At 73.6% G+C, this 17,856-nt stretch carries 17 protein-coding genes; 7 read left to right on the forward strand and 10 right to left on the reverse strand.

Annotated features, from left to right (window positions below; all coding sequences use genetic code 11):
- The first annotated feature begins 3 nt into the window (after positions 1-3).
- From ACWCO8_RS33480 to ACWCO8_RS33500, 5 genes are read left to right on the forward strand one after another with little or no spacing between them, the layout of a single operon-like run.
- Positions 4-921: an ABC transporter permease gene (locus tag ACWCO8_RS33480; RefSeq protein ID WP_451035382.1), complete on the forward strand. Its 918-nt coding sequence runs from the start codon at positions 4-6 to the stop codon at positions 919-921.
- A complete protein-coding gene (locus tag ACWCO8_RS33485) occupies positions 909-1,796 on the forward strand; it encodes an ABC transporter permease (protein ID WP_451035361.1) in 888 nt (295 codons plus the stop codon). The genes ACWCO8_RS33480 and ACWCO8_RS33485 overlap by 13 nt, the downstream gene beginning before the upstream one ends.
- A complete protein-coding gene (locus tag ACWCO8_RS33490; protein WP_451035362.1) occupies positions 1,793-2,866 on the forward strand; it encodes an ABC transporter ATP-binding protein in 1,074 nt (357 codons plus the stop codon). Before ACWCO8_RS33485 ends, ACWCO8_RS33490 begins: the two co-directional genes overlap by 4 nt.
- Positions 2,863-3,516 (forward strand): HAD family hydrolase, encoded by a 654-nt coding sequence (locus ACWCO8_RS33495; protein WP_362013927.1) that lies wholly within the window; start codon positions 2,863-2,865, stop codon positions 3,514-3,516. Before ACWCO8_RS33490 ends, ACWCO8_RS33495 begins: the two co-directional genes overlap by 4 nt.
- Before the next feature lie 25 nt (positions 3,517-3,541).
- Complete coding sequence (locus ACWCO8_RS33500) at positions 3,542-4,297, forward strand: GntR family transcriptional regulator (RefSeq protein WP_362013925.1); 756 nt, start codon at positions 3,542-3,544, stop codon at positions 4,295-4,297.
- 61 nt (positions 4,298-4,358) lie between these two features.
- On the opposite strand, the gene ACWCO8_RS33505 is transcribed toward ACWCO8_RS33500, so the two are convergent.
- On the reverse strand, positions 4,359-4,946 hold the full coding sequence (locus ACWCO8_RS33505; RefSeq protein WP_451035363.1) for a phosphonate degradation HD-domain oxygenase: 588 nt from the start codon (positions 4,944-4,946) through the stop codon (positions 4,359-4,361).
- Positions 4,943-6,040 (reverse strand): 2-trimethylaminoethylphosphonate dioxygenase, encoded by a 1,098-nt coding sequence (gene tmpA / locus ACWCO8_RS33510; protein WP_451035364.1) that lies wholly within the window; start codon positions 6,038-6,040, stop codon positions 4,943-4,945. Before tmpA ends, ACWCO8_RS33505 begins: the two co-directional genes overlap by 4 nt.
- A gap of 235 nt (positions 6,041-6,275) precedes the next feature.
- Between tmpA and ACWCO8_RS33515 the strand changes: the two genes are divergently transcribed.
- Positions 6,276-7,154 (forward strand): IclR family transcriptional regulator, encoded by an 879-nt coding sequence (locus tag ACWCO8_RS33515; protein WP_451035365.1) that lies wholly within the window; start codon positions 6,276-6,278, stop codon positions 7,152-7,154.
- Here the strand turns inward: ACWCO8_RS33515 and ACWCO8_RS33520 are convergent.
- The 8 genes from ACWCO8_RS33520 to ACWCO8_RS33555 all read right to left on the reverse strand — a co-directional run bounded on the left by ACWCO8_RS33520 (position 7,138) and on the right by ACWCO8_RS33555 (position 14,357).
- On the reverse strand, positions 7,138-8,604 hold the full coding sequence (locus ACWCO8_RS33520) for a PE-PGRS family protein (RefSeq protein ID WP_451035366.1): 1,467 nt from the start codon (positions 8,602-8,604) through the stop codon (positions 7,138-7,140). The two genes, ACWCO8_RS33515 and ACWCO8_RS33520, sit on opposite strands and share 17 nt — an antisense overlap.
- Before the next feature lie 80 nt (positions 8,605-8,684).
- A complete protein-coding gene (locus ACWCO8_RS33525) occupies positions 8,685-9,107 on the reverse strand; it encodes a ribonuclease domain-containing protein (RefSeq protein WP_451035367.1) in 423 nt (140 codons plus the stop codon).
- A gap of 104 nt (positions 9,108-9,211) precedes the next feature.
- Entirely contained in the window at positions 9,212-10,198 is a 987-nt protein-coding gene (locus ACWCO8_RS33530) for a 2Fe-2S iron-sulfur cluster-binding protein (RefSeq protein ID WP_451035368.1), read from the reverse strand.
- The gene (locus ACWCO8_RS33535; RefSeq protein WP_362013912.1) at positions 10,188-10,424 is read right to left on the reverse strand and encodes a hypothetical protein; all 237 of its coding nucleotides are present in this window, start codon (positions 10,422-10,424) and stop codon (positions 10,188-10,190) included. Before ACWCO8_RS33535 ends, ACWCO8_RS33530 begins: the two co-directional genes overlap by 11 nt.
- Positions 10,424-11,650 carry a Rieske 2Fe-2S domain-containing protein gene (locus tag ACWCO8_RS33540; protein WP_451035369.1) on the reverse strand — a complete coding sequence of 409 codons (1,227 nt, stop codon included), beginning with the start codon at positions 11,648-11,650 and terminating at the stop codon, positions 10,424-10,426. Before ACWCO8_RS33540 ends, ACWCO8_RS33535 begins: the two co-directional genes overlap by 1 nt.
- Entirely contained in the window at positions 11,647-12,678 is a 1,032-nt protein-coding gene (gene dmpG, locus ACWCO8_RS33545; RefSeq protein ID WP_451035370.1) for a 4-hydroxy-2-oxovalerate aldolase, read from the reverse strand. The genes ACWCO8_RS33540 and dmpG overlap by 4 nt, the downstream gene beginning before the upstream one ends.
- A complete protein-coding gene (locus ACWCO8_RS33550; RefSeq protein ID WP_451035371.1) occupies positions 12,675-13,568 on the reverse strand; it encodes an acetaldehyde dehydrogenase (acetylating) in 894 nt (297 codons plus the stop codon). The genes dmpG and ACWCO8_RS33550 overlap by 4 nt, the downstream gene beginning before the upstream one ends.
- Before the next feature lie 6 nt (positions 13,569-13,574).
- On the reverse strand, positions 13,575-14,357 hold the full coding sequence (locus tag ACWCO8_RS33555; protein ID WP_451035372.1) for a 2-keto-4-pentenoate hydratase: 783 nt from the start codon (positions 14,355-14,357) through the stop codon (positions 13,575-13,577).
- A gap of 759 nt (positions 14,358-15,116) precedes the next feature.
- On the opposite strand from ACWCO8_RS33555, the gene ACWCO8_RS33560 reads away from it, so the two are divergent.
- Complete coding sequence (locus ACWCO8_RS33560) at positions 15,117-17,780, forward strand: trypsin-like peptidase domain-containing protein (protein WP_451035383.1); 2,664 nt, start codon at positions 15,117-15,119, stop codon at positions 17,778-17,780.
- The last annotated feature ends 76 nt before the right edge of the window (positions 17,781-17,856 follow it).

Consider the following 17,856-nt stretch of genomic DNA (forward strand, 5'->3'; position numbering starts at 1 on the left):
CCCATGGCCGACGGCTCCCCCACCCGCCCGGCGCCTGCGTTGACGCTGGTCAAGAGCACGGGCCCCGCCCCAGCGGAGCAGAAGCGCGAGAAGCGCCGCCCCCAGACGGCCTGGCTGGCCGCGCTGCCGCTGTTCCTGCTCGTCGCGCTCGCCTTCGGGCTGCCCGCGCTCGCCATGACCGACGGCGCCTTCACGGTCGCCGACGGCGGGTACGGCCTGGACAACCTGGAGCGGTCGGTCGACGGCGCGTACGCCACCGCGCTGCTCGGCAGCGTCAAGCTCTCCGCGCTCACCGCCGCCGCCGGCACCGTCTTCGGGCTCTTCCTCGCCCAGGCCGTGGTCTCCTCGCGCGGCCGGGCGCTGCGCGAGGCCGTCCTCACCGCGTCCGGGGTGCTCGCCAACTTCGGCGGCGTCCCGCTCGCCTTCGCCTTCGTCGCCACCCTCGGCAACGCGGGCGTGCTCACCACCGAGTTCGGCCTGGACGAGCACGGCTGGTCGCTGTACGGGTTCTGGGGCCTGGCCCTGACCTACCTGTACTTCCTGGTCCCGCTGATGGTGCTGACCGTCGCGCCCGCGCTCGACGGACTGCGCGTCCAGTGGCGCGAGGCGGCCCACGACAACGGGGCGACGGCCTGGCAGTACTGGCGCCACGTCGGCATCCCGGTGCTGCTGCCGTCCCTGCTCGGCGGTTTCGTGCTGCTGTTCGGCAGCGCGTTCGCCGCGTACGCGACGGCGGCGGCGATGGTCGGCAGCTCCGTGCCGCTGGTGACCCTGCAGATCGCGGACGCGCTCTCCGGCAACGTCCTGGTCGGCCAGGAGAACGTGGCGCTCGCACTGAGCCTCGACATGGTCGTGGTCGCGGCGCTCGTCATGGCCGTCCACCTCCCCCTCCAGCGAAGGAGCACCCGATGGCTCGCCTAGGACGTCCCGTCGTCCTCCTGGTCGCGGGGGTCTACTTCCTGGTGCCGCTGCTCGCGTCCGCCGTGTTCACGCTGGACATCCCCGGGCAGGGGCTCACCCTCTCCTCGTACACCCGGATCTTCGCCGCGCCGGGCTTCACCGGCAGCCTGCTGCTCTCGCTCGGGCTCGCGGCGGCGACCGTCGCGCTGGTCCTGCTCGTGACCGTCCCGGCGGCGGTCGCGGCCCGGCTCTCCGCGCCCCGGCTGCGGCCGGTCCTGGAGGTCGTGTGCACGCTGCCGCTGGTGGTGCCGCCGGTGGCGCTGACCGCCGGGCTCGGGACCGTGCTGCGCTGGGGCCCGGAGCACCTGTCCACGACCCCGCTCTACCAGACCTTCGTGGCCGTGCAGAACCCGGACTTCCCCTTCGTCCTGGTCCTCGCGTACGCGGTGATGGCGCTGCCGTTCGTCTACCGGGCGCTCGACGCGGGCCTGCGCTCCGTCGACCTGCGCACGCTGGTGGAGGCCGCCCGGGACTGCGGGGCGTCCTGGCCCCGCGCGCTGGTCTCTGCGGTGCTGCCGAACCTGCGCGGCGCGCTCCTGAACGGCTCGTTCCTGACGCTGGCGCTGGTCCTCGGCGAGTTCACGGTCGCCTCGCTGCTCGGCTTCCAGCCCTTCGCCGTGTGGATCGTGCAGGCCTCGGGCTCCGACGCCCGGCTCTCGGTGGCCGTGTCGCTGCTCAGCCTGCTGCTGACGTGGGTGCTGCTGCTCGCGCTGACCACCGTCGGCAACCGCCGCCGGCGCGCGCCGCGCGCCCCCCGCCCGGCCACGTCCCGTTCCGCCACGTCCCGTCCGTCCGAGGCCGCCGCGGCCTCCCGAGGAAAGACCCCCACCTCATGACCGTGACCGACACCTCCACGCGGACCGGGGCGGCGCTCAAGCTGCGCGGTCTGCGCAGGTCCTTCGGCTCCTCCGTCGCCCTCGACGGCCTCGACCTCGACGTCGCTCCCGGTGAACTCCTCGCCCTGCTCGGCCCGTCCGGCTGCGGCAAGACGACCGCGCTGCGCGTGCTCGCCGGTTTCGAGCGCCCCGACGAGGGCCAGGTGCTGCTCGACGGCGAGGACATCGTGCCGGTGCCCGCCAACCGCCGTGACACGGCGATGGTGTTCCAGTCGTACAGCCTCTTCCCGCACCTCACGGCCGCCGACAACGTGGCCTTCGGGCTGAAGATGCGCAAGGTGCGGAGCGCAGAGCGGCGCGCCCGCGCCGCCGAACTGCTCGACCTCGTGGGCCTCGCGGGCCACGGCGACCGCTTCCCGCACCAGCTCTCCGGCGGTCAGCAGCAGCGGGTCGCGCTGGCCCGCGCCCTTGCGCTGCAGCCCCGGCTGCTGCTGCTCGACGAGCCGCTGTCGGCGCTCGACGCCCAGGTGCGGGTGACGCTGCGGGAGGAGATCCGCCGGCTCCAGCTGGAGCTGGGCATCACCACCGTGTTCGTCACGCACGACCAGGAGGAGGCCCTGTCGATGGCCGACCGGGTCGCCGTGATGAACGGCGGCCGGCTGGAACAGTGCGCCACGCCGACCGAGTTGTACGAGCGGCCCGCGACGGACTTCGTCGCGGAGTTCATCGGCACCATGAACCGGGTGCCGGGCCTGGCGGCCGACGGCGGCCGCGAGGTCGAGGTGCTCGGGGTGACGCTGCCGGTCGAGGAGCCGGACGGGCGCACCGGGGACGTACGGGTGCTGCTGCGGCCCGAGGCCCTGGAGGTCACGGCCGGCGGCCCCGCACAGGTCACCGGCACGTCGTTCCACGGCCCGACGACCCGGCTGCGGATCGCGCTGCCCGACGGTACGGACGTCAAGGCGGACGTTCCGACGCACGCGGCGGCCGGTCTTACCCCGGGCACGGCCGTCTCTGTCCGTCCCCAGCCGCGGCCCGTGCTCCTCGCCTCCGCGGGAGGTGCGGCGTGAGGCGGCTGCAGGCGGTCCTCTTCGACATGGACGGCACGCTCGTCGACACCGAGGGCGTCTGGCTCGACGTGGTGGAGTCCGCCGCCGTGCGCCGGGGCCGGACCCTGGACGCCGAGCGGCGTACGGCGGTGACGGGCCGGTCGGTCGAGGACACGGCCGAGCTGCTGCACGCCCATCTGGACGCACCGGCCGACGAGTTGGCCGCCGAGCTGGGCGCGGACTTCGCGGCCCGGCTCGCGGTGGCTGCGGCGCCGCGGCCCGGCGCGCTGCGGCTCCTCGCGGCGCTGCGCGAGAGCCGGGTGCCGACGGCGCTCGTCTCGGCCTCGCCGCGGGCGGTCGTCGCGCAGGTGGCGAGCACCCTGGACGGGCACCGGTTCGACGCGCTGTTCGGCGCCGAGGACACCGCGCGGACGAAGCCCGAGCCCGATCCGTATCTGGCGGCGGCCGTGGCGCTCGGCGCCGAACCGGCGCGGTGCGTGGCGGTGGAGGACAGCCCGACGGGCGTCGCCTCGGCCGTCGCCGCGGGCTGCCGGGTGCTCGCGGTGCCGTCGACGGAACCGCTGGTGGACTTCGCCGGAACCGCGGGCGTCACGCTGGCGGACTCGCTGACCGAGGTCGACCCCGAGCTGCTGAACTCCCTGGTCGGGTGAGCCGCGCACATGGCAGGGTGGGCCTGTGAGTGAGGAACGGGGCAGGACGCCGCTGTATCTGAAGGTCGCCGGGGATCTGCGGACCGCCATCACGGCGGGCGAGTACGGCTCGGGGGCGAAGCTCCCCGCCGAGGACGAACTGGCGCGCCGCTACGGCGTGTCCCGGGGGACGGTCCGCCAGGCCCTCGCCGCGCTGCGCACGGACGGCCTGATCACCTCACGGCGCGGTTCGCGCCGGGTGGTCCTCGGCGGTCCGCGGCTGCACAGCTTCGGCGAGCTGCGCTCGTTCACGCGCTGGGCGCGCTCCCTCGGCGAGGAGCCGGGCGGCCGGATCGTGGCGGTGGACCGGGTGCCGGCGGACGCGGAGGAGGCGGAGAAGCTGCGCGTCGAGGAGGGCGCGCCGGTCTACCGGGTGCGCCGGCTGCGGACGCTCGCGGGTGCGCCGGTGATGGTGGAGCGGACGACGTATCCGGAGCGGATCGGGGTGCTGGTGGCCGGGATGCCGCTCGACACGGTCTCGCACTCGGAGCAACTGGAGCTGCACGGCGTGCTGTTCGCGGACGCGCGGCACACCATCGACCTGGTGCCGGCCGACGCCGACGACGCGGAGCTGCTCGGCTGCCGGGTCGGGGAGTCGCTGCTGCGGGAGCGCCGGCACTCCACGGACCCTGCGGGGACGCCGGTGGAGTGGTCGCAGGACCGCTATCTGCCGGGGACGGTGGCGTTCACGATGCAGAGCTCGACGGCGACGAGCGCGCTGGGCCGCAGGCTGGGCGCCTGAACATCCGTACATGACTGAACCCGGGGTCCGAGACCCCGGGTTCAGTCATGTGGGGGGGGTGTCACGCCGGGCGGAGCAGCGCCGCGAGCAGCGGGCGGAAGTGCTCGAAGCCGGGGGTCGGCAGCTCCGGGTCCTTCGCCTGCTCGTCCCAGCGGCGTACGGCGACGGCGTCGGCCGCGCCCGGGTGGGCCTCGAAGGCGCGCACCTGCTCGTCGTTCATCGGCCCGCCCTGGACGGCCAGGGTGTGCACGGAGGCCTCGGAGAGCAGGGCGAAGTAGCCGGGCTCGACGGCGCACAGGTACCGCTTGGCGGCGACGTGCAGCCGTACGGGTTCGGTGACTTCGGGGCCGAACCACTGGTCGAGCCAGTCGGCCCCGGTGTGGCTGTGCCGGTTGTCGGTGCCGTTCTCCATCAGGTCGCGGCCGGTGACGGCGCCCTGGAAGTGGCCGACGTCGTGCAGGAGCGCGGCGGCGACCAGGTGCGCGGGGGCGCCGGCCGCCTCGGCGAGGGCGCCGGCCTGGAGCATGTGCTCGGCCTGGGTGACGTCCTCGCCGAAGTACTCGGCGCTGCCTTCGCCCTCGAAGAGCGCGGCGAGGGTGTCGAGGGGGCTCTGGGGGTTCGGGGAGTTCGGGGAGTTCACGGCGTTCACTTGGCGGCCCCTTCCCGGCGCAGGACGGCGAGGGTGGAGGCGAGCCCGTCGATGTCGGCGTACGCGCCCTGGAGGTGCCGGTCGCCGGATTCGGCGAAGGCGGTCCTGGCGTGCAGCAGCCGGGTGTTGTCGAAGATCAGGCAGTCGCCGGGGGCGAGCCGGAAGTCCAGCTGGAGCTCGGGCCGCAGGAGCAGCTCGCCGAAGCGCCGGTAGGCGGCGTAGAAGGCGTCGAGCAGGTCGGCGGGAAGGGAGAGGGTGCCGATGGAGCGGTTGTTGAAGCGGATCTCGCGGAGCAGGTCGGTCGGGTCCGTACCGATCAGGGGCCGGTGGGCGCGGAGTTCGGTGCGCTCGTCGGCGAAGGCGAATGGGACGGGGACGCGGGTGAGGATCTCGTACGCCTCCGGGTCCTCGGCCCGCAGCAGCGCGGCGGCGTGGAAGCCGTCGACGAGGCCGGAGTCGCCGCCCTGGGCCGCGTTGGTGAGGCAGTGCAGGAGCTGGAGGGTGGGGACCGGGTCGCGGTAGGGGTTGTCGGTGTGCGGGGTGATCCGGGCGCCGGTGAAGGCCAGGTTGTTGGGGTCGGCCTCGACGCGGACCTCGAAGAGCTCGCCGTAGTTGGTCTCGCGTACGTAGCCGAAGGTGCGGGCCACGTCGAGGACCTGGCGGTCGCGCACGGGGACGCCGCGCAGCAGGACGAAGCCGAGGCGCAGGACGGAGTCGAGGGCGGCGGCGCGGACGGCCGGATCGGTGGTGTACGCGTCCCAGTCGGCCTCGGGGAGCCCGTCCGCGAACCGTTCGGCGGCCCACAGCTCCTTGTCGTCCTCGGTGCGCCCGTCGCCGGGGGCGGCGTCGGCGCCCGGCAGGTGGGCGCCGAGCCAGGCCTCGGGGTAGACGGAGCGGTGGCCGTCGGGGGCCCAGACGACCTCGCGGGCGGGGGCGCCGTCGGCGGTGCGGGTGTCGTGGACGGCGTCGACGGCGAGCGCGGCCGGGAGTTCGGTGATCTGGAACAGCTTCTGGCCGTTGCGGGGGTCACGGCAGTGACCGCAGGGACAGTTGTCGCGCAGCCAGAACGGCGGCGCGGTGGCGAGGGACGCCATGAGACTCTCCAAGTTGTACAGACAACTTTGCTTCGATCGAGAGCCTCGCAGCCGCGCATGACCAAGGGGTTACGGGCAACCCAACAGGCGGCCCGGCAGGCAGACCGGCAGGCGCCCGACGCCACCCCGTATATACCTATTAGAAATAGTGAGTGCAGCTGTCTTCCCCCGGGCGAGACCCGCGTGGCAGGGTCGGCGCCATCGGCGCAACGTCACGGAAACACGGGAGACGGCCATGACCGCTGAGCTCGTCGGCGTACAGACTCCTGCGCCTCCAGCGCCCTCTCTGCTGGAGAAGGCCGCCCGAGTGCTCGCCGCCTTCGAGGGGCCCGAGCCGAGGCTCTCCCTCACCGAGGTGATCCGCCGCTCCGGCATCCCGCGCTCCTCGGCGCACCGCATCCTCGACCAGCTCGTCCAGCTGCGCTGGCTCGACCGGGAGGGCCGGGACTACCGCATGGGCATGCGGATGCTGGAGCTGGGCGCACTCGCCGCCCACCACAACCGGCTGCGCCGGGCCGCCCTCCCCCGCCTCCACACGCTCCACGAGTCGACGGGACACCTGGTCCACCTGTACGTCCTCGACGGCACCGAGGTCGTCTGCCTGGAGCGGATCGGCGGCTCGGAGGACTCCACGGTCCCCTCCCGTACGGGCGGCAGGATGCCCGCGCACTCCACGGCCGCGGGCAAGGCCCTCCTCGCCTTCGGCGACCCGGCCGCCCTCACCGCGCTCCTGGCCCACCGGCTCCGCCCGCTCACCCCGCGGACCCTGGTCAACCCGGTCGCCCTCCGCTCCGAACTCGCCGCGGCCCGCGAGCGGGGCGTCGCCTTCGACCGCGAGGAGACCTACCGGGGCGTCTCCTGCGTGGCCGCGCCCCTGCGCGGCGCGGGCCGGGCGATCGCCGCCGTCTCGGTCTCGGGCCACGGCATCCACCGCGACCTGGACCGCCTCGCCCCGGCGGTCCTGGCGTGCACGCGGGGCGTGTGGGGCGACCTGTTCGGCCCGGGCCGCGCGGCCGCCGCCCCGCAGGCCGCGCCGCCCGCGCCGAAGTCGCGGGTGTCGGAGGGGGAGATGGACGCGATGATGGGGTGGCTGCGGTTCAGCGAGTGGATGTAGTCGACGCCACGAGCAGCTCGACCATCCGGCGCATCACCGGTACCGGTAGCGAGGGGTTCCTCGCGGCGTCGCGGGCGGTCCGCGGGTCGCGCAGCAGCCGGAGCAGGACGTCCTGCGGGATGGCGGGGTTCCGCGCGGCGAGGGTCCGTACGTGGGAGTCCGGGTCGTCCAGCAGACGAACCGCCGCCGAGGGAGGAAGCCTCCGGTCCTCCGCCGCGTCCCGCCGCACCTCCTCGGACTCGTCCCGGCTGAGCGCCTCGACCAGCTCGGGCGTGGACTCCGGGTCGCCCAGGGCGAGTCGGCGCAGTCGCGGGTTCGGGTCGGTGGCGTAGCGGAGCAGTCCGGCGCGCGGGAAGTTCGGGTTCGTGCGCGGGCGACCGGGGAAGCTGAGGCTGCCGTCCCACCAGTGCCAGACCTCCAGGAGCATGTCCGGAGGCGCGTCGTCGCAGGATTCGGCGAGGAAGAGCCGTACGGTCCGGTCCTCATCGCGGGAGAGCCGTTCGGCGACGTCCGGCGGGAGGTGCCGGGCACGGGCCACACTGCTGCGGACGTACGGGTGGCTGGAGGCGGCGAGCCGGCGCATGGCCTCCGGGTCGTCGTGGAGCGCGGCGACCCAGGGCAGGGCGTAGGGGTGCCGGTCGCCCGGCGGGATCTCGACGCGGACGGCGGCCCGCTGCTCCTCGGTGAGGTCTGCCCGCAGGGCGACGACGTGCCGAACTCCGTCGCCCTCGTCGCGTGCGAGCACGGCGACCGCGGCGGGGTCGAGACGCGGATTGCCCGCCAGCCGGGCCCGGACCGCCGGATCCTCGTGCCGGGCGAGGCGGGCGGCCAGTCCGGGTGTGAGCCTGCAGGTGTCGAGTACCCGACTGTCGAACTGCTCGAAGGCAGCCTCGTCCAGCGGGTGGTCCTGATGGTGGCGCAGCAGGGCGGCCGTACGGACATGGTCGTCGGGGTCGGCGAGCAGCCCTTCGCGTACGGACCGAGCAAGGTGCGGCCAGGCGGGATCGCAGGCAGCCGCCCGGACGGCGGGGACAGGATCGGCGGCGAGGGCGCGGAGCCGGGGCGCGGGCAGTCCGCGCAGCCTGGCTGCCTCGGCCCGGACCAGCGGGGATGCGTCGGCGGCGAGCGCTTCGTGGCCCGCGGCGGTCAGCGGGGCGCCCCCGAGCGCGGCGTCCTCGACGAACAGGGCTCGCCGTGGACCGCTCGTCTCCGCGAGGAGGAGGCGGGTCCACTGCTCGGCGGTCAGCTTCGGGCGGGCGTCGAGCAGGACGGCGCGCACCTTCCGGTCCGGGTGGCCGGCAGCGGCTTCGAGGACGGCCGGCGGCAGATCGCGCCGGAAGAGGAAGTGGGGTTCGACGTCCAGCAGCCGGATCAACAGGTCTTCGGGTGTCGCCCGGTTGAAGCCCAGCCCCCAGCCGTCGACCGGCTGCCCCACGTCATCGAGTGTCATGCGCACCATCGTGCCCGGTCCGCGGCCGGACGGGCGTGGGGGAAGGTCCGGCCGCGGACCGGGGGCTGAGGTGTCGTGCGTCAGCAGCCGTGGTCGACGAGGTCGAACGAGGCGTAGTGGTCGGCGGTGTAGTAGTCCTCCTGGGACGACTCGCCCGTCACGATGCGGCGCGCGCCCCGGTTGGAGGAGCCCGGCGTCTTGACCGTGTACTCGTGGTAGTAGCCGGTGGAGTGCGCCGGGAGGATGCCTTCCCGGTTCTGGAAGACGGTGCCGTCCTGGCGGTACGGGAACGGGCCGCCCTGCTCGATCAGGCGGAGGGTGTCGTGGGCCTGGGAGGGGAGGTCGGAGTAGCAGATGTCGCCGACGGCGGCGGCCGCGAACGCGGACGCGGCCGGGGCGGCGGAGGTCGGGGCGACGGCCGCGGTGGCCGGGGCGCCGAGGAGGAGAGTCGAGACGAGGGCGGCTGCGCCGCCGATGGCTGAGATTCGTGGGGGGATCCTCATGGCTCGATGATGACGCGCGTAGAAGAGGCTGCGACAGCCCAACTCCCTTCAATTCGACGGACGTTAACTTCATCCGCACGTTGTGGGGACGGTGTGCGCGGCCCTCACTCGTACGTCACGTCCACCCGCTCGCCGAGCGGCACCGCCTGGCAGGCGAGGACGTACCCCTCGGCCAGATCCGACGCGTCCAGGACCTCGTTCCGGGCCATCTTCACCTCGCCCGCCGTGACCCGGCAGGCGCAGGCCGCGCAGGCGCCCTCGCGGCAGGAGTACGGGGCGTCGACGCCGGCCGCGAGGAGGGCGTCGAGGAGCGGGGTGGCCGGCCCGCCGGTCACCCGGTGGACCCGGCCGTCCAGGCGGACCTCGGCGGTGTAGGAGACCTCGCTCTCCACCGGCTCCTCGCGGGTGAAGACGTCCTCGGCCAGGGAGAAGTACCGCTCGCGGTGGACCCGACGCCCGCCCGCCGACCGTACGGCCGTCTCCGCCGCGTCCATCAGCGGGGCCGGGCCGCACAGGTAGGTGTCCCGGGCGGCGTACGGGGCGAGGGCGGGGGCGAGGAGCTCGGCCGTGGGCAGGCCCTGGAGGGACTCCAGCCAGTGGGTGAGGGCGAAGCGTCCGGCGAAGTCCTCGGCCAGGTCGCGCAGTTCGTCGCGGAAGACGACGGAGTCCTGGTCCCGGTTGGCGTACAGCAGCGCGACCCGCCCCTCCCCCGCCACCAGGGCCGACTTGGCCAGCGAGATGACGGGGGTGATGCCGCTGCCGCCCGCGACCAGGAGCAGATCGCGGCCGGGGACGGCCGGGGTGAAGGTCCCGGCGGGCGGCAGCACCTCCAACTCGTCCCCGGCCGCCACCCGTTCGCACAGCCAGCCGGAACCGCGCCCATCCCGGACCTTCTTGACCGTGATCTTCGGGGCCTCGCCGGTGTGCGGCGAGCTGGCGAGCGAGTAGCAGCGTGCGCCGCCGTCGGGCAGCCGTACGGTGAGGAACTGGCCGGGGCGGTACGGGAAGTCGGCGTCGAGGACGAGGGAGACGGCGTCGGCCGTCTCCCGGATCACCTCGGCGACCCGCACGCGCAGCCCCCTAGACGACATCCGCACCCGTCACCTCCAGCGCGCCGCTCGCCACCGCCGCCTCGATGGAGCCGCGCAGCTCCCCGCACGAGCGGACCCGGCCGGCGGGCTCGCCCGCAGCGACGCGCGCCCGGATGACCGGGCACGCGTCCGCCGAGGGGCCCGACCACTGCACGGAGGTGTGCGCGGGGCTGAACTTCTCGCACAGCACCCGGTTCCCGCACGCGGCGCACTCCACCGGCCGCATCACCGCGCGCGCCTTGCCAGGTTCTCGGCCACCTCGGTCTCCCACGCCTGGTTGGCCCGGGTGGTGTCGATCTCGAACTCGAACCGCTCGACCATCTCGTCCTTGACGTCGGCCGCGTCCACGTAGAACTGCTCGTACCAGCGCCGCAGTTGGTAGACCGGACCGTCCTCCTCGCTCAGCAGCGGGTTGTCGATGCGGGTCTTGTTCCGCCAGACCTCGATGTCCTGCTCGAAGCCGACGGCGAGGCCGGTGGTGAACAACTCGGCCGCGTCGGCAGCCTGTTCGTCGGTCATGCCGGGCAGCTTGCGCACGGTCGTCCCGTAGAGGAGGACGAAGCTGTCGGCGCTCACCGGGTAGTGGCAGTTGATGAGGACGCTCTCCATCTCCGCGCCGCCGCCGATGTCCGACCAGACCCGGTCGATCATGTAGGAGGGGCCGTAGTAGGAGGCGTCGGAGCGCAGGGGTGCGCTGAGGTTGCCGAGGTCCATGTCCCGGCGTGGGGTGGACTCCAGGTACTGGCTGGCGATGTGGCCTTCGAAGACGTTGGTGAAGCGGGTCGGGAAGGCGTAGTGCACGTAGTAGAAGTGCGCCATGTCCACGACGTTGTCGACGATCTCGCGGCAGTTGGAGCCGTCGACGCGGGCGGTCTTCCAGGACCAGTCGGACCACTCGCCGCTGTCGAGGCCCTCGATCTCGGGGATGGTGACCTCGGGCGGCGGCGGGTTGCCCTCGGGGTCGTGCCAGACGAAGAGCTGCTTGTTCCGTTCCAGGGTGGTCCAGGCGCGGGTCTTCGCGCGCGGCGGGACGCGACGGGCGTACGGGATGCCGGCGCAGCGGCCGTTGCCCGACCAGCGCCAGTCGTGGAAGGGGCAGGCGACGGCGTCGCCCTTGACGGTGCCGTGGGCGAGGTTGCCGCCCATGTGGGGGCAGTAGGCGTTGAGGACGTGCAACTGCCCGTCCTCCTGGCCCTGGAAGACCACGAGTTTGGTGCCGAAGGCCTCGATCTCGTGGGGCTCGCCGTCCTGGAACTCCCGGGCGAGCCCGAGGCAGTGCCAGCCGCGCGCGAACCGGGCGGGCGGGGCGGCGGCCCGGATGACGCGGGGACCCTGCTCGGCGGCTTCCGGCAGGTCGACGGTGGTCATGGCGCGGTCGCCGGTGGTCGTGGCACGGTCGACGGTGGTAGTGGCGCGGTCGACGGTGTTCGTGGGGCGGTCACCGGAGGTCATGGGGCGGTCACCTTCTCCTTGGCGAGTTCGACGGCGATGTCGATGAGCTGGTCCTCCTGGCCGCCGACGAGTCGGCGTTCCCCGGCGCGCAGCAGGATCTCGGCGCCGGAGACGCCGTACCGCTCGGCCTGCCGGTAGGCGTGCTTGAGGAAGCTGGAGTAGACCCCGGCGTGCCCCATGAGCAGGGCGAGCCGGTCGAGCCGGCACTCCTCGTCCATGACGGGCCGGACGACGTCCTCGGCCGCGTCGATGATCTTCAGTACGTCGATGCCGGTACGGATCCCCATCTTCTGGCAGACGGCGACCAGGGCCTCGACGGCGGTGTTGCCCGCGCCCGCGCCGAGGCGGCGGGTGGAGCCGTCGATCTGCCGGGCGCCGGCCCTGATCGCGGCGATCGAGTTGCCCGTACCCAGGGCGAGGTTCTCGTGGCCGTGGAAGCCGACCTGGGCGTCGTCGCCGAGTTCGGCGACGAGGGCGGCGACCCGGTCGGCGGTCTCGTCCATGACGAGGGCGCCGGCGGAGTCCACGACGTACACGCACTGGCAGCCGGCGTCGGCCATGATCCGGCCCTGGCGGGCGAGGAGTTCGGGGGTGGTGGAGTGGGCCATCATCAGGAACCCGACGGTCTCCAGGCCCATCTCCCGTGCGAGGCCGAAGTGCTGGACCGAGATGTCGGCCTCGGTGCAGTGGATGGCGATCCGGCAGACGCTCGCGCCGTTCGCCTGCGCGGCGCGGATGTCGTCCTTCACGCCGAGCCCGGGGAGCATGAGGAAGGCGATCCTCGCGCGCCGGGCGGTGGCGACGGCGGCCTTGATCAGCTCCTGTTCGGGGGTCTTCGAGAAGCCGTACGTGAAGGAGGAGCCGCCGAGCCCGTCGCCGTGGGTGACCTCGATGACGGGGACGCCGGCGTCGTCGAGGGCGGCGACGACGGAGGTCACGTCCTCGACGGTGAATTGGTGGCGCTTGGCGTGGGAGCCGTCGCGCAGGGAGGTGTCGGTGACCCGGATGTCGTAGGCGTCCGTCGTCATGCGTGGCTCCGCTTCGCGAACTCTTCGCCGACCTTCGTGGCGGCGGCCGTCATGATGTCGAGGTTCCCGGCGTACGGCGGGAGGTAGTCGCCGGCGCCCTCGACCTCCAGGAAGATGCCGACGCGGGCCATGCCGCCGTTGACGTCGGACGGGTCGTCGAACTGCGGCTCGGCGCGGAGCCGGTAGCCGGGGACGTACTCCCGCACCTCCTCGGCGACCTGCTTGACGGAGACGGTGATCGCCTCCCGGTCGGCGTCCTCGGGGATCGCGCAGAAGACGGTGTCGCGCATGATCACGGGTGGGTCGGCGGGGTTGAGGATGATGATCGCCTTGCCCCGGCCGGCGCCGCCGACGGTCTCGATGCCGCGCGCGGTCGTCCGGGTGAACTCGTCGATGTTCGCGCGGGTTCCGGGTCCCGCGGAGACGGAGGCGACGGACGCGACGATCTCGGCGTACGGGACGGGGACGACCCGCGAGACGGCGTGGACCATGGGGATGGTGGCCTGGCCGCCGCAGGTGATCATGTTGACGTTGTCGCCGTCGAGGTGGTCCGTCAGATTGGCGGGCGGGACGACACCGGGCCCGAGGGCGGCCGGGGTCAGGTCGACGGCCTTGATGCCGAGGGCGCGGTAGCGGGGCGCGTTGGCGCGGTGGACATACGCGGAGGTCGCCTCGAAGACGAGGTCCGGAAGTTCGGCCCCGTCGAGGAGCCGGTCGACCCCGTCGGCGAAGGTGTCGAGCCCGAGCCGGCGGGCCCGGGCGAGCCCCTCGCTCTCCGGGTCGACCCCGACCATCCAGCGGGGCTCGATGTGGGGTGAGCGAAGCAGCTTGTACAGCAGGTCGGTACCGATGTTGCCGGAGCCGACGATGGCGGCGGTGAGGGTGGTCATCGTGCCTCAGCAGAAGGAGAGGGAGACGGAACCGAGCCCGGTGAACTCGGCGGTGTACGTACGTCCTGCCGTGACGTCGACGGCGCGGGTGCAGGACCCGGGCAGGACGAGATGGCCCTTCTTCAGTCGGACGCCGAAGCGGGCGACGGTCCGGGCGAGCCAGGCGACGGAGTGGGCGGGGTCGCCGAGGACGGCGTCGCCCCGGCCCTCGGCGAGCGGCGCCCCGTCCTCGTAGAGCCGTGCCTCGACGCTCTTGGGGTCGATCTCGCGCGGCGGGCGGCCCTCGCCGATGACGAACCCGGCGGAGGAGGCGTTGTCGGCGATCGTGTCGCCGATGGTGATGCGCCAGTCGGCGATCCGGCTGTCGATCAACTCCAGGGCGGGCACGACCCGTTCGGTGGCGGCGAGGACGTCGGCCGGGGTGCAGCCCTCGCCGGGGAGGTCGTCGCCGAGCACGAAACCGGTCTCGACCTCGATGCGGGGCGCGCAGTAGCGTGCGACGGGGACGGGCCGGTCGGAGCGGAGCTCCATGTCGTCGAGGAGATGGCCGTAGTCGGGCTCGTCGACGCCCATCATGCGCTGCATCACGGGCGAGGACAGGCCGACCTTGTGCCCGACGACGGTGGCGCCGGCCGCCTGCCGGTCCCGGATGTTGAGCAACTGGACGTGGTACGCGTCCTCGACGCCGAGGCCCGGGAAGGTCTCCGTGAGGGGCACCACGGGGGTTCTGCCGCGCTCGGCGTCGCGCAGCCGCTCGGCGGCCTGCCGCCGGAGCCGGTCGGTGAGCATCGCCGCTCCTTCCGGGGGGAGGTGGGATGGGTGCGCCGACCGTAGGCCGGTGGGGCGGCGCCGGGGGAGCGCGGATTCCCGCTGGCCGGGAAACCGCCGCCTCGCGCATTGCGGGCGCCTCACGCGCCTCTTCACGCCCCCAACAGGCGTGATTACGGTACGTGATGACACGGGCACATCTTGTGACAAGCGCATGGCCGCGAACCCCTGGAGAGATCCATGTCGCACATCACCGGCACGGTCCAGACCCTGTCCCCCGCCGTCGTCATCGGGCCCGCCTCGGGCGCGCCCCCGACCTCGCCCGGCATCTGGGCGCTCGACTTCCCGTACGCACCCGCGCCCTCGGGCACCAAGTACGTGGTCCTGCACTTCCAGGGGGTGAACCTGCCGGCCGCCAACCGCCTGGAGGTCGAACTCGGCTACGGAAGAGACGTGTTCACCGCCGCCCACGGGACCGAGTTCTGGTCCCGTCCGGTCAATGTGTACGCACTCCCCGGCGGGCGCGTGCCCATCCGGTACGTCACCGACGGCGCCACGACCGGCGGGGCCACGCTCGACCGGTACGCGCGCGGTGAGCGGCACGCGGGCGAGCAGGACCCCACGGCGTTCTCGAACAGCGACCCGTTCCTCGGCGATCCGGTGTACACGGAGCCGAAGTACGACCCGTTCTGGTTCTGCAGCACGCCGCCGAACTGGGAGAACGCGGCCTGCGCGACCCCGGCTTCGGACGTGCGGGCCCGGGTCGCGAAGAGCGTCGGCATGATCGTGGCGACGCACCACGGCCACTTCTTCTCGACGTGTTCGGTCACGCTCGTCGAGCCGAACGTGGTGCTCACGGCCGGGCACTGTCTGACGGACGTGGCCGGGGAGGCCGCCTCGGCGTCGGTGACCTTCGACTACGCGACGGACTGCGCGGGCGCCCGGCCCGCGGGGTACGTGGCGCGGTTCCACAAGGTCGTGGAGGTGCTGCGACACCGCTACGACCGGGACGCGGGCCTGGACTACTGCCTGCTGCGCATCGAGGTGCCCCCGGAGGGGCTCGGGATCACGCCGATCCCGATCAGACCGGATCTGCCGGGCGCCGGAGAAGCCGTCTTCGGCGTGCACCACCCCAACGGGGCGGTGAAGAAGCTCAGCCCGCCGCACGCCTCGTTCGGCGGGATCATCGGCAGCGCGACGATCGGGGTGGACGTCAACGTCGACGTCTCGGGCGGCAGCTCGGGATCCGGGCTCTTCGACGCCGCGGGCCGGGTGATCGGCGTGCTGTCCCACGGCAGCCGCTGCTTCCTGAGGTACTCCCCCACGGCGACCATCCTCCGCGACCTCGCCACTCCGCCGGGGCCGCCCGCGAACCGGGACGTCATGGTGGTCGTGGACCGCTCCGGCAGCATGACGGAGACGGCCGGGACGGGCCGCGACCGTACGAAGATCGAGGAGGCCCGGGACGCGGCCTCGCTCTTCGTCCGGCTGGTCCGGGCGGGCACCGGGAACCGCCTCGGGCTCGTCTCCTTCTCCACGTCCGCGAGTTCACCCGTCGACTTCGCCCTGGCGCCGGTCACCGACGCGACGAAGACGGCGCTCGCCGGGCCGCCGCCGTTCTCGAGCGGTGTGGTCGGCGGGCTCTCGCCCGGCGGGATGACGACGATCGGCGGCGGACTCGACGCCGCGCGCGGCCAGTTCCCCGCGCCGGGCACCAACCCGCGCGCCGTGCTGCTGCTCACCGACGGGCTGCAGAACACCCCGCCGATGATCGCCGACGTACGCGGCGGCCTCGCCGGGATCGACGTCAGCGCGATCGGATTCGGCACGGAGACCAGCCTGGACGGGGCCCTGCTCACCCAGCTCACGCAGGAGCTCGGCGGGCTCTACACGCGCGCCGGGAACGGTCTGGCGCTGAAGAAGTTCTTCGGCCTGGCCTTCGGCAACATCTTCGAGTCGGGCGCGCTCTTCGACCCCGAGTTCGACATGCCGGCAGCGGTGCGCCGCAGCGACCTGATCCCGTTCCACGTGTGCGGGGAGGAGTCGCTGACCGTGGTGGTCGGCTGGGACAACGTGGAGGGCGAGCTCGGCGTCGGGCTGCTCACGCCGTCCGGCCGCGTCGTGTCGGTGACGCCCGAGAACGGGGTCGTCTCGGAGCGCGGGCACACCTGGACGTTCCTGCGGGTGCCGTTGCCGTACGGCGAGGAGCGCGACGGACAGTGGCGGGCGCAGGTGTTCCGGCCGGGCGGCGGCGAGATCCCGCCGCCGGGAGTGGACCTGCGGTTCTTCGTACAGGTGGTGGCCTCCGGCGGGCCGAGGCTCGACCGGTTGGCGGGCCCGACCCGCTTCTACACGGGCGACACGGTCAATCCGATGGTCTTCCTGCGGTACGAGGAGGGCGGCAGCCCGCACCACGCGCGGGTCGACCTCACGGCGACCCGGCCGACGGCGGGCGCCGGGAACATCCTGACGGAGGCGGGGCTCCAGGCGCCCGTGACCGTGGACGGCGACACGATCCCGGCCCGGCACGCGACGCTGCGGGCCCTTGAACGGGCGGCGGGGAGACCGTTGTTCACGTACACGAGCCAGACGTTCCCGCTCTTCGACGACGCCGCGCACACCGAGGGGGCCTTCGAGGCGGGCGGCCTCTTCGGCAACCCGCAGACCGAGCTGCTCACGGTGGAGGGCAACTACACGTTCCACGCCCGGGCGGTGTACGGCGAGGGGTGCGTCTCGACCCGGGAGACCCAGTGGACGGTGCACGTCGACGTCTCGGTGGACCCGGGCCGTACGACGGTCACGGTCACCGGACCGCCCGACGGCGGCGGCACGCTCACGATCGTCCCGCGCGACCGCTACGGCAACCACGTGGGCCCCGGCCACATCGACGACCTCCCGATCACGGGGGCGCCCGGCACGACGATCACGGGGCCGGTCAGGGACAACGGCGACGGCAGCTACACGATCCCGGTGACCTGGTCCGTCCCGGGCGCCCCCGGGGTCATCGTCGCCCAACCGGGGCGCCCGCCGGTGGTCGTGGCTGCCCCGGCGGCCCCGCCCCCGGGCGGCGGCGACCCCTGCGAAGCGACCCTCCGCCGCCTGCTCAAGGCCCTCTGCCGCTGCCTGGGACGCCCGCCGCACGGGCCGTGCGGGTGCGGGCCGCACGGGCCGGGTGGACCGGGCGGGCCGGGTGGACCGGGTGGACCTGGTGGGCCCGGTGGACCTGGTGGGCCTGGCGGGCCTGGCCCGTGTGGTCCGCACGAGCCGGGTAAGCCCGGTGGGCCGCACGAGCCGGGGAAGCCGGGTGGGCCGGGCAAGCCGGGTAAGCCGCACGGTCCCGGCGACCCCGACGGCTCCGGCGGCTCCGGTGGCTCCGGCGGCCCCGGCAAGCCGAAGCCGCCGCGCCCGGGCGGCGGTTGCTGCGGCTCCGCCACGGGGCGATGATGCCCGAGGACGGCCTGGAGCAGCTCCGCCGGCATGACGCGATCCTTCTCGGCGCCGTCGGCTACCCGGGCGTGCC

The organism is Streptomyces sp. NPDC001927 (assembly GCF_053594455.1).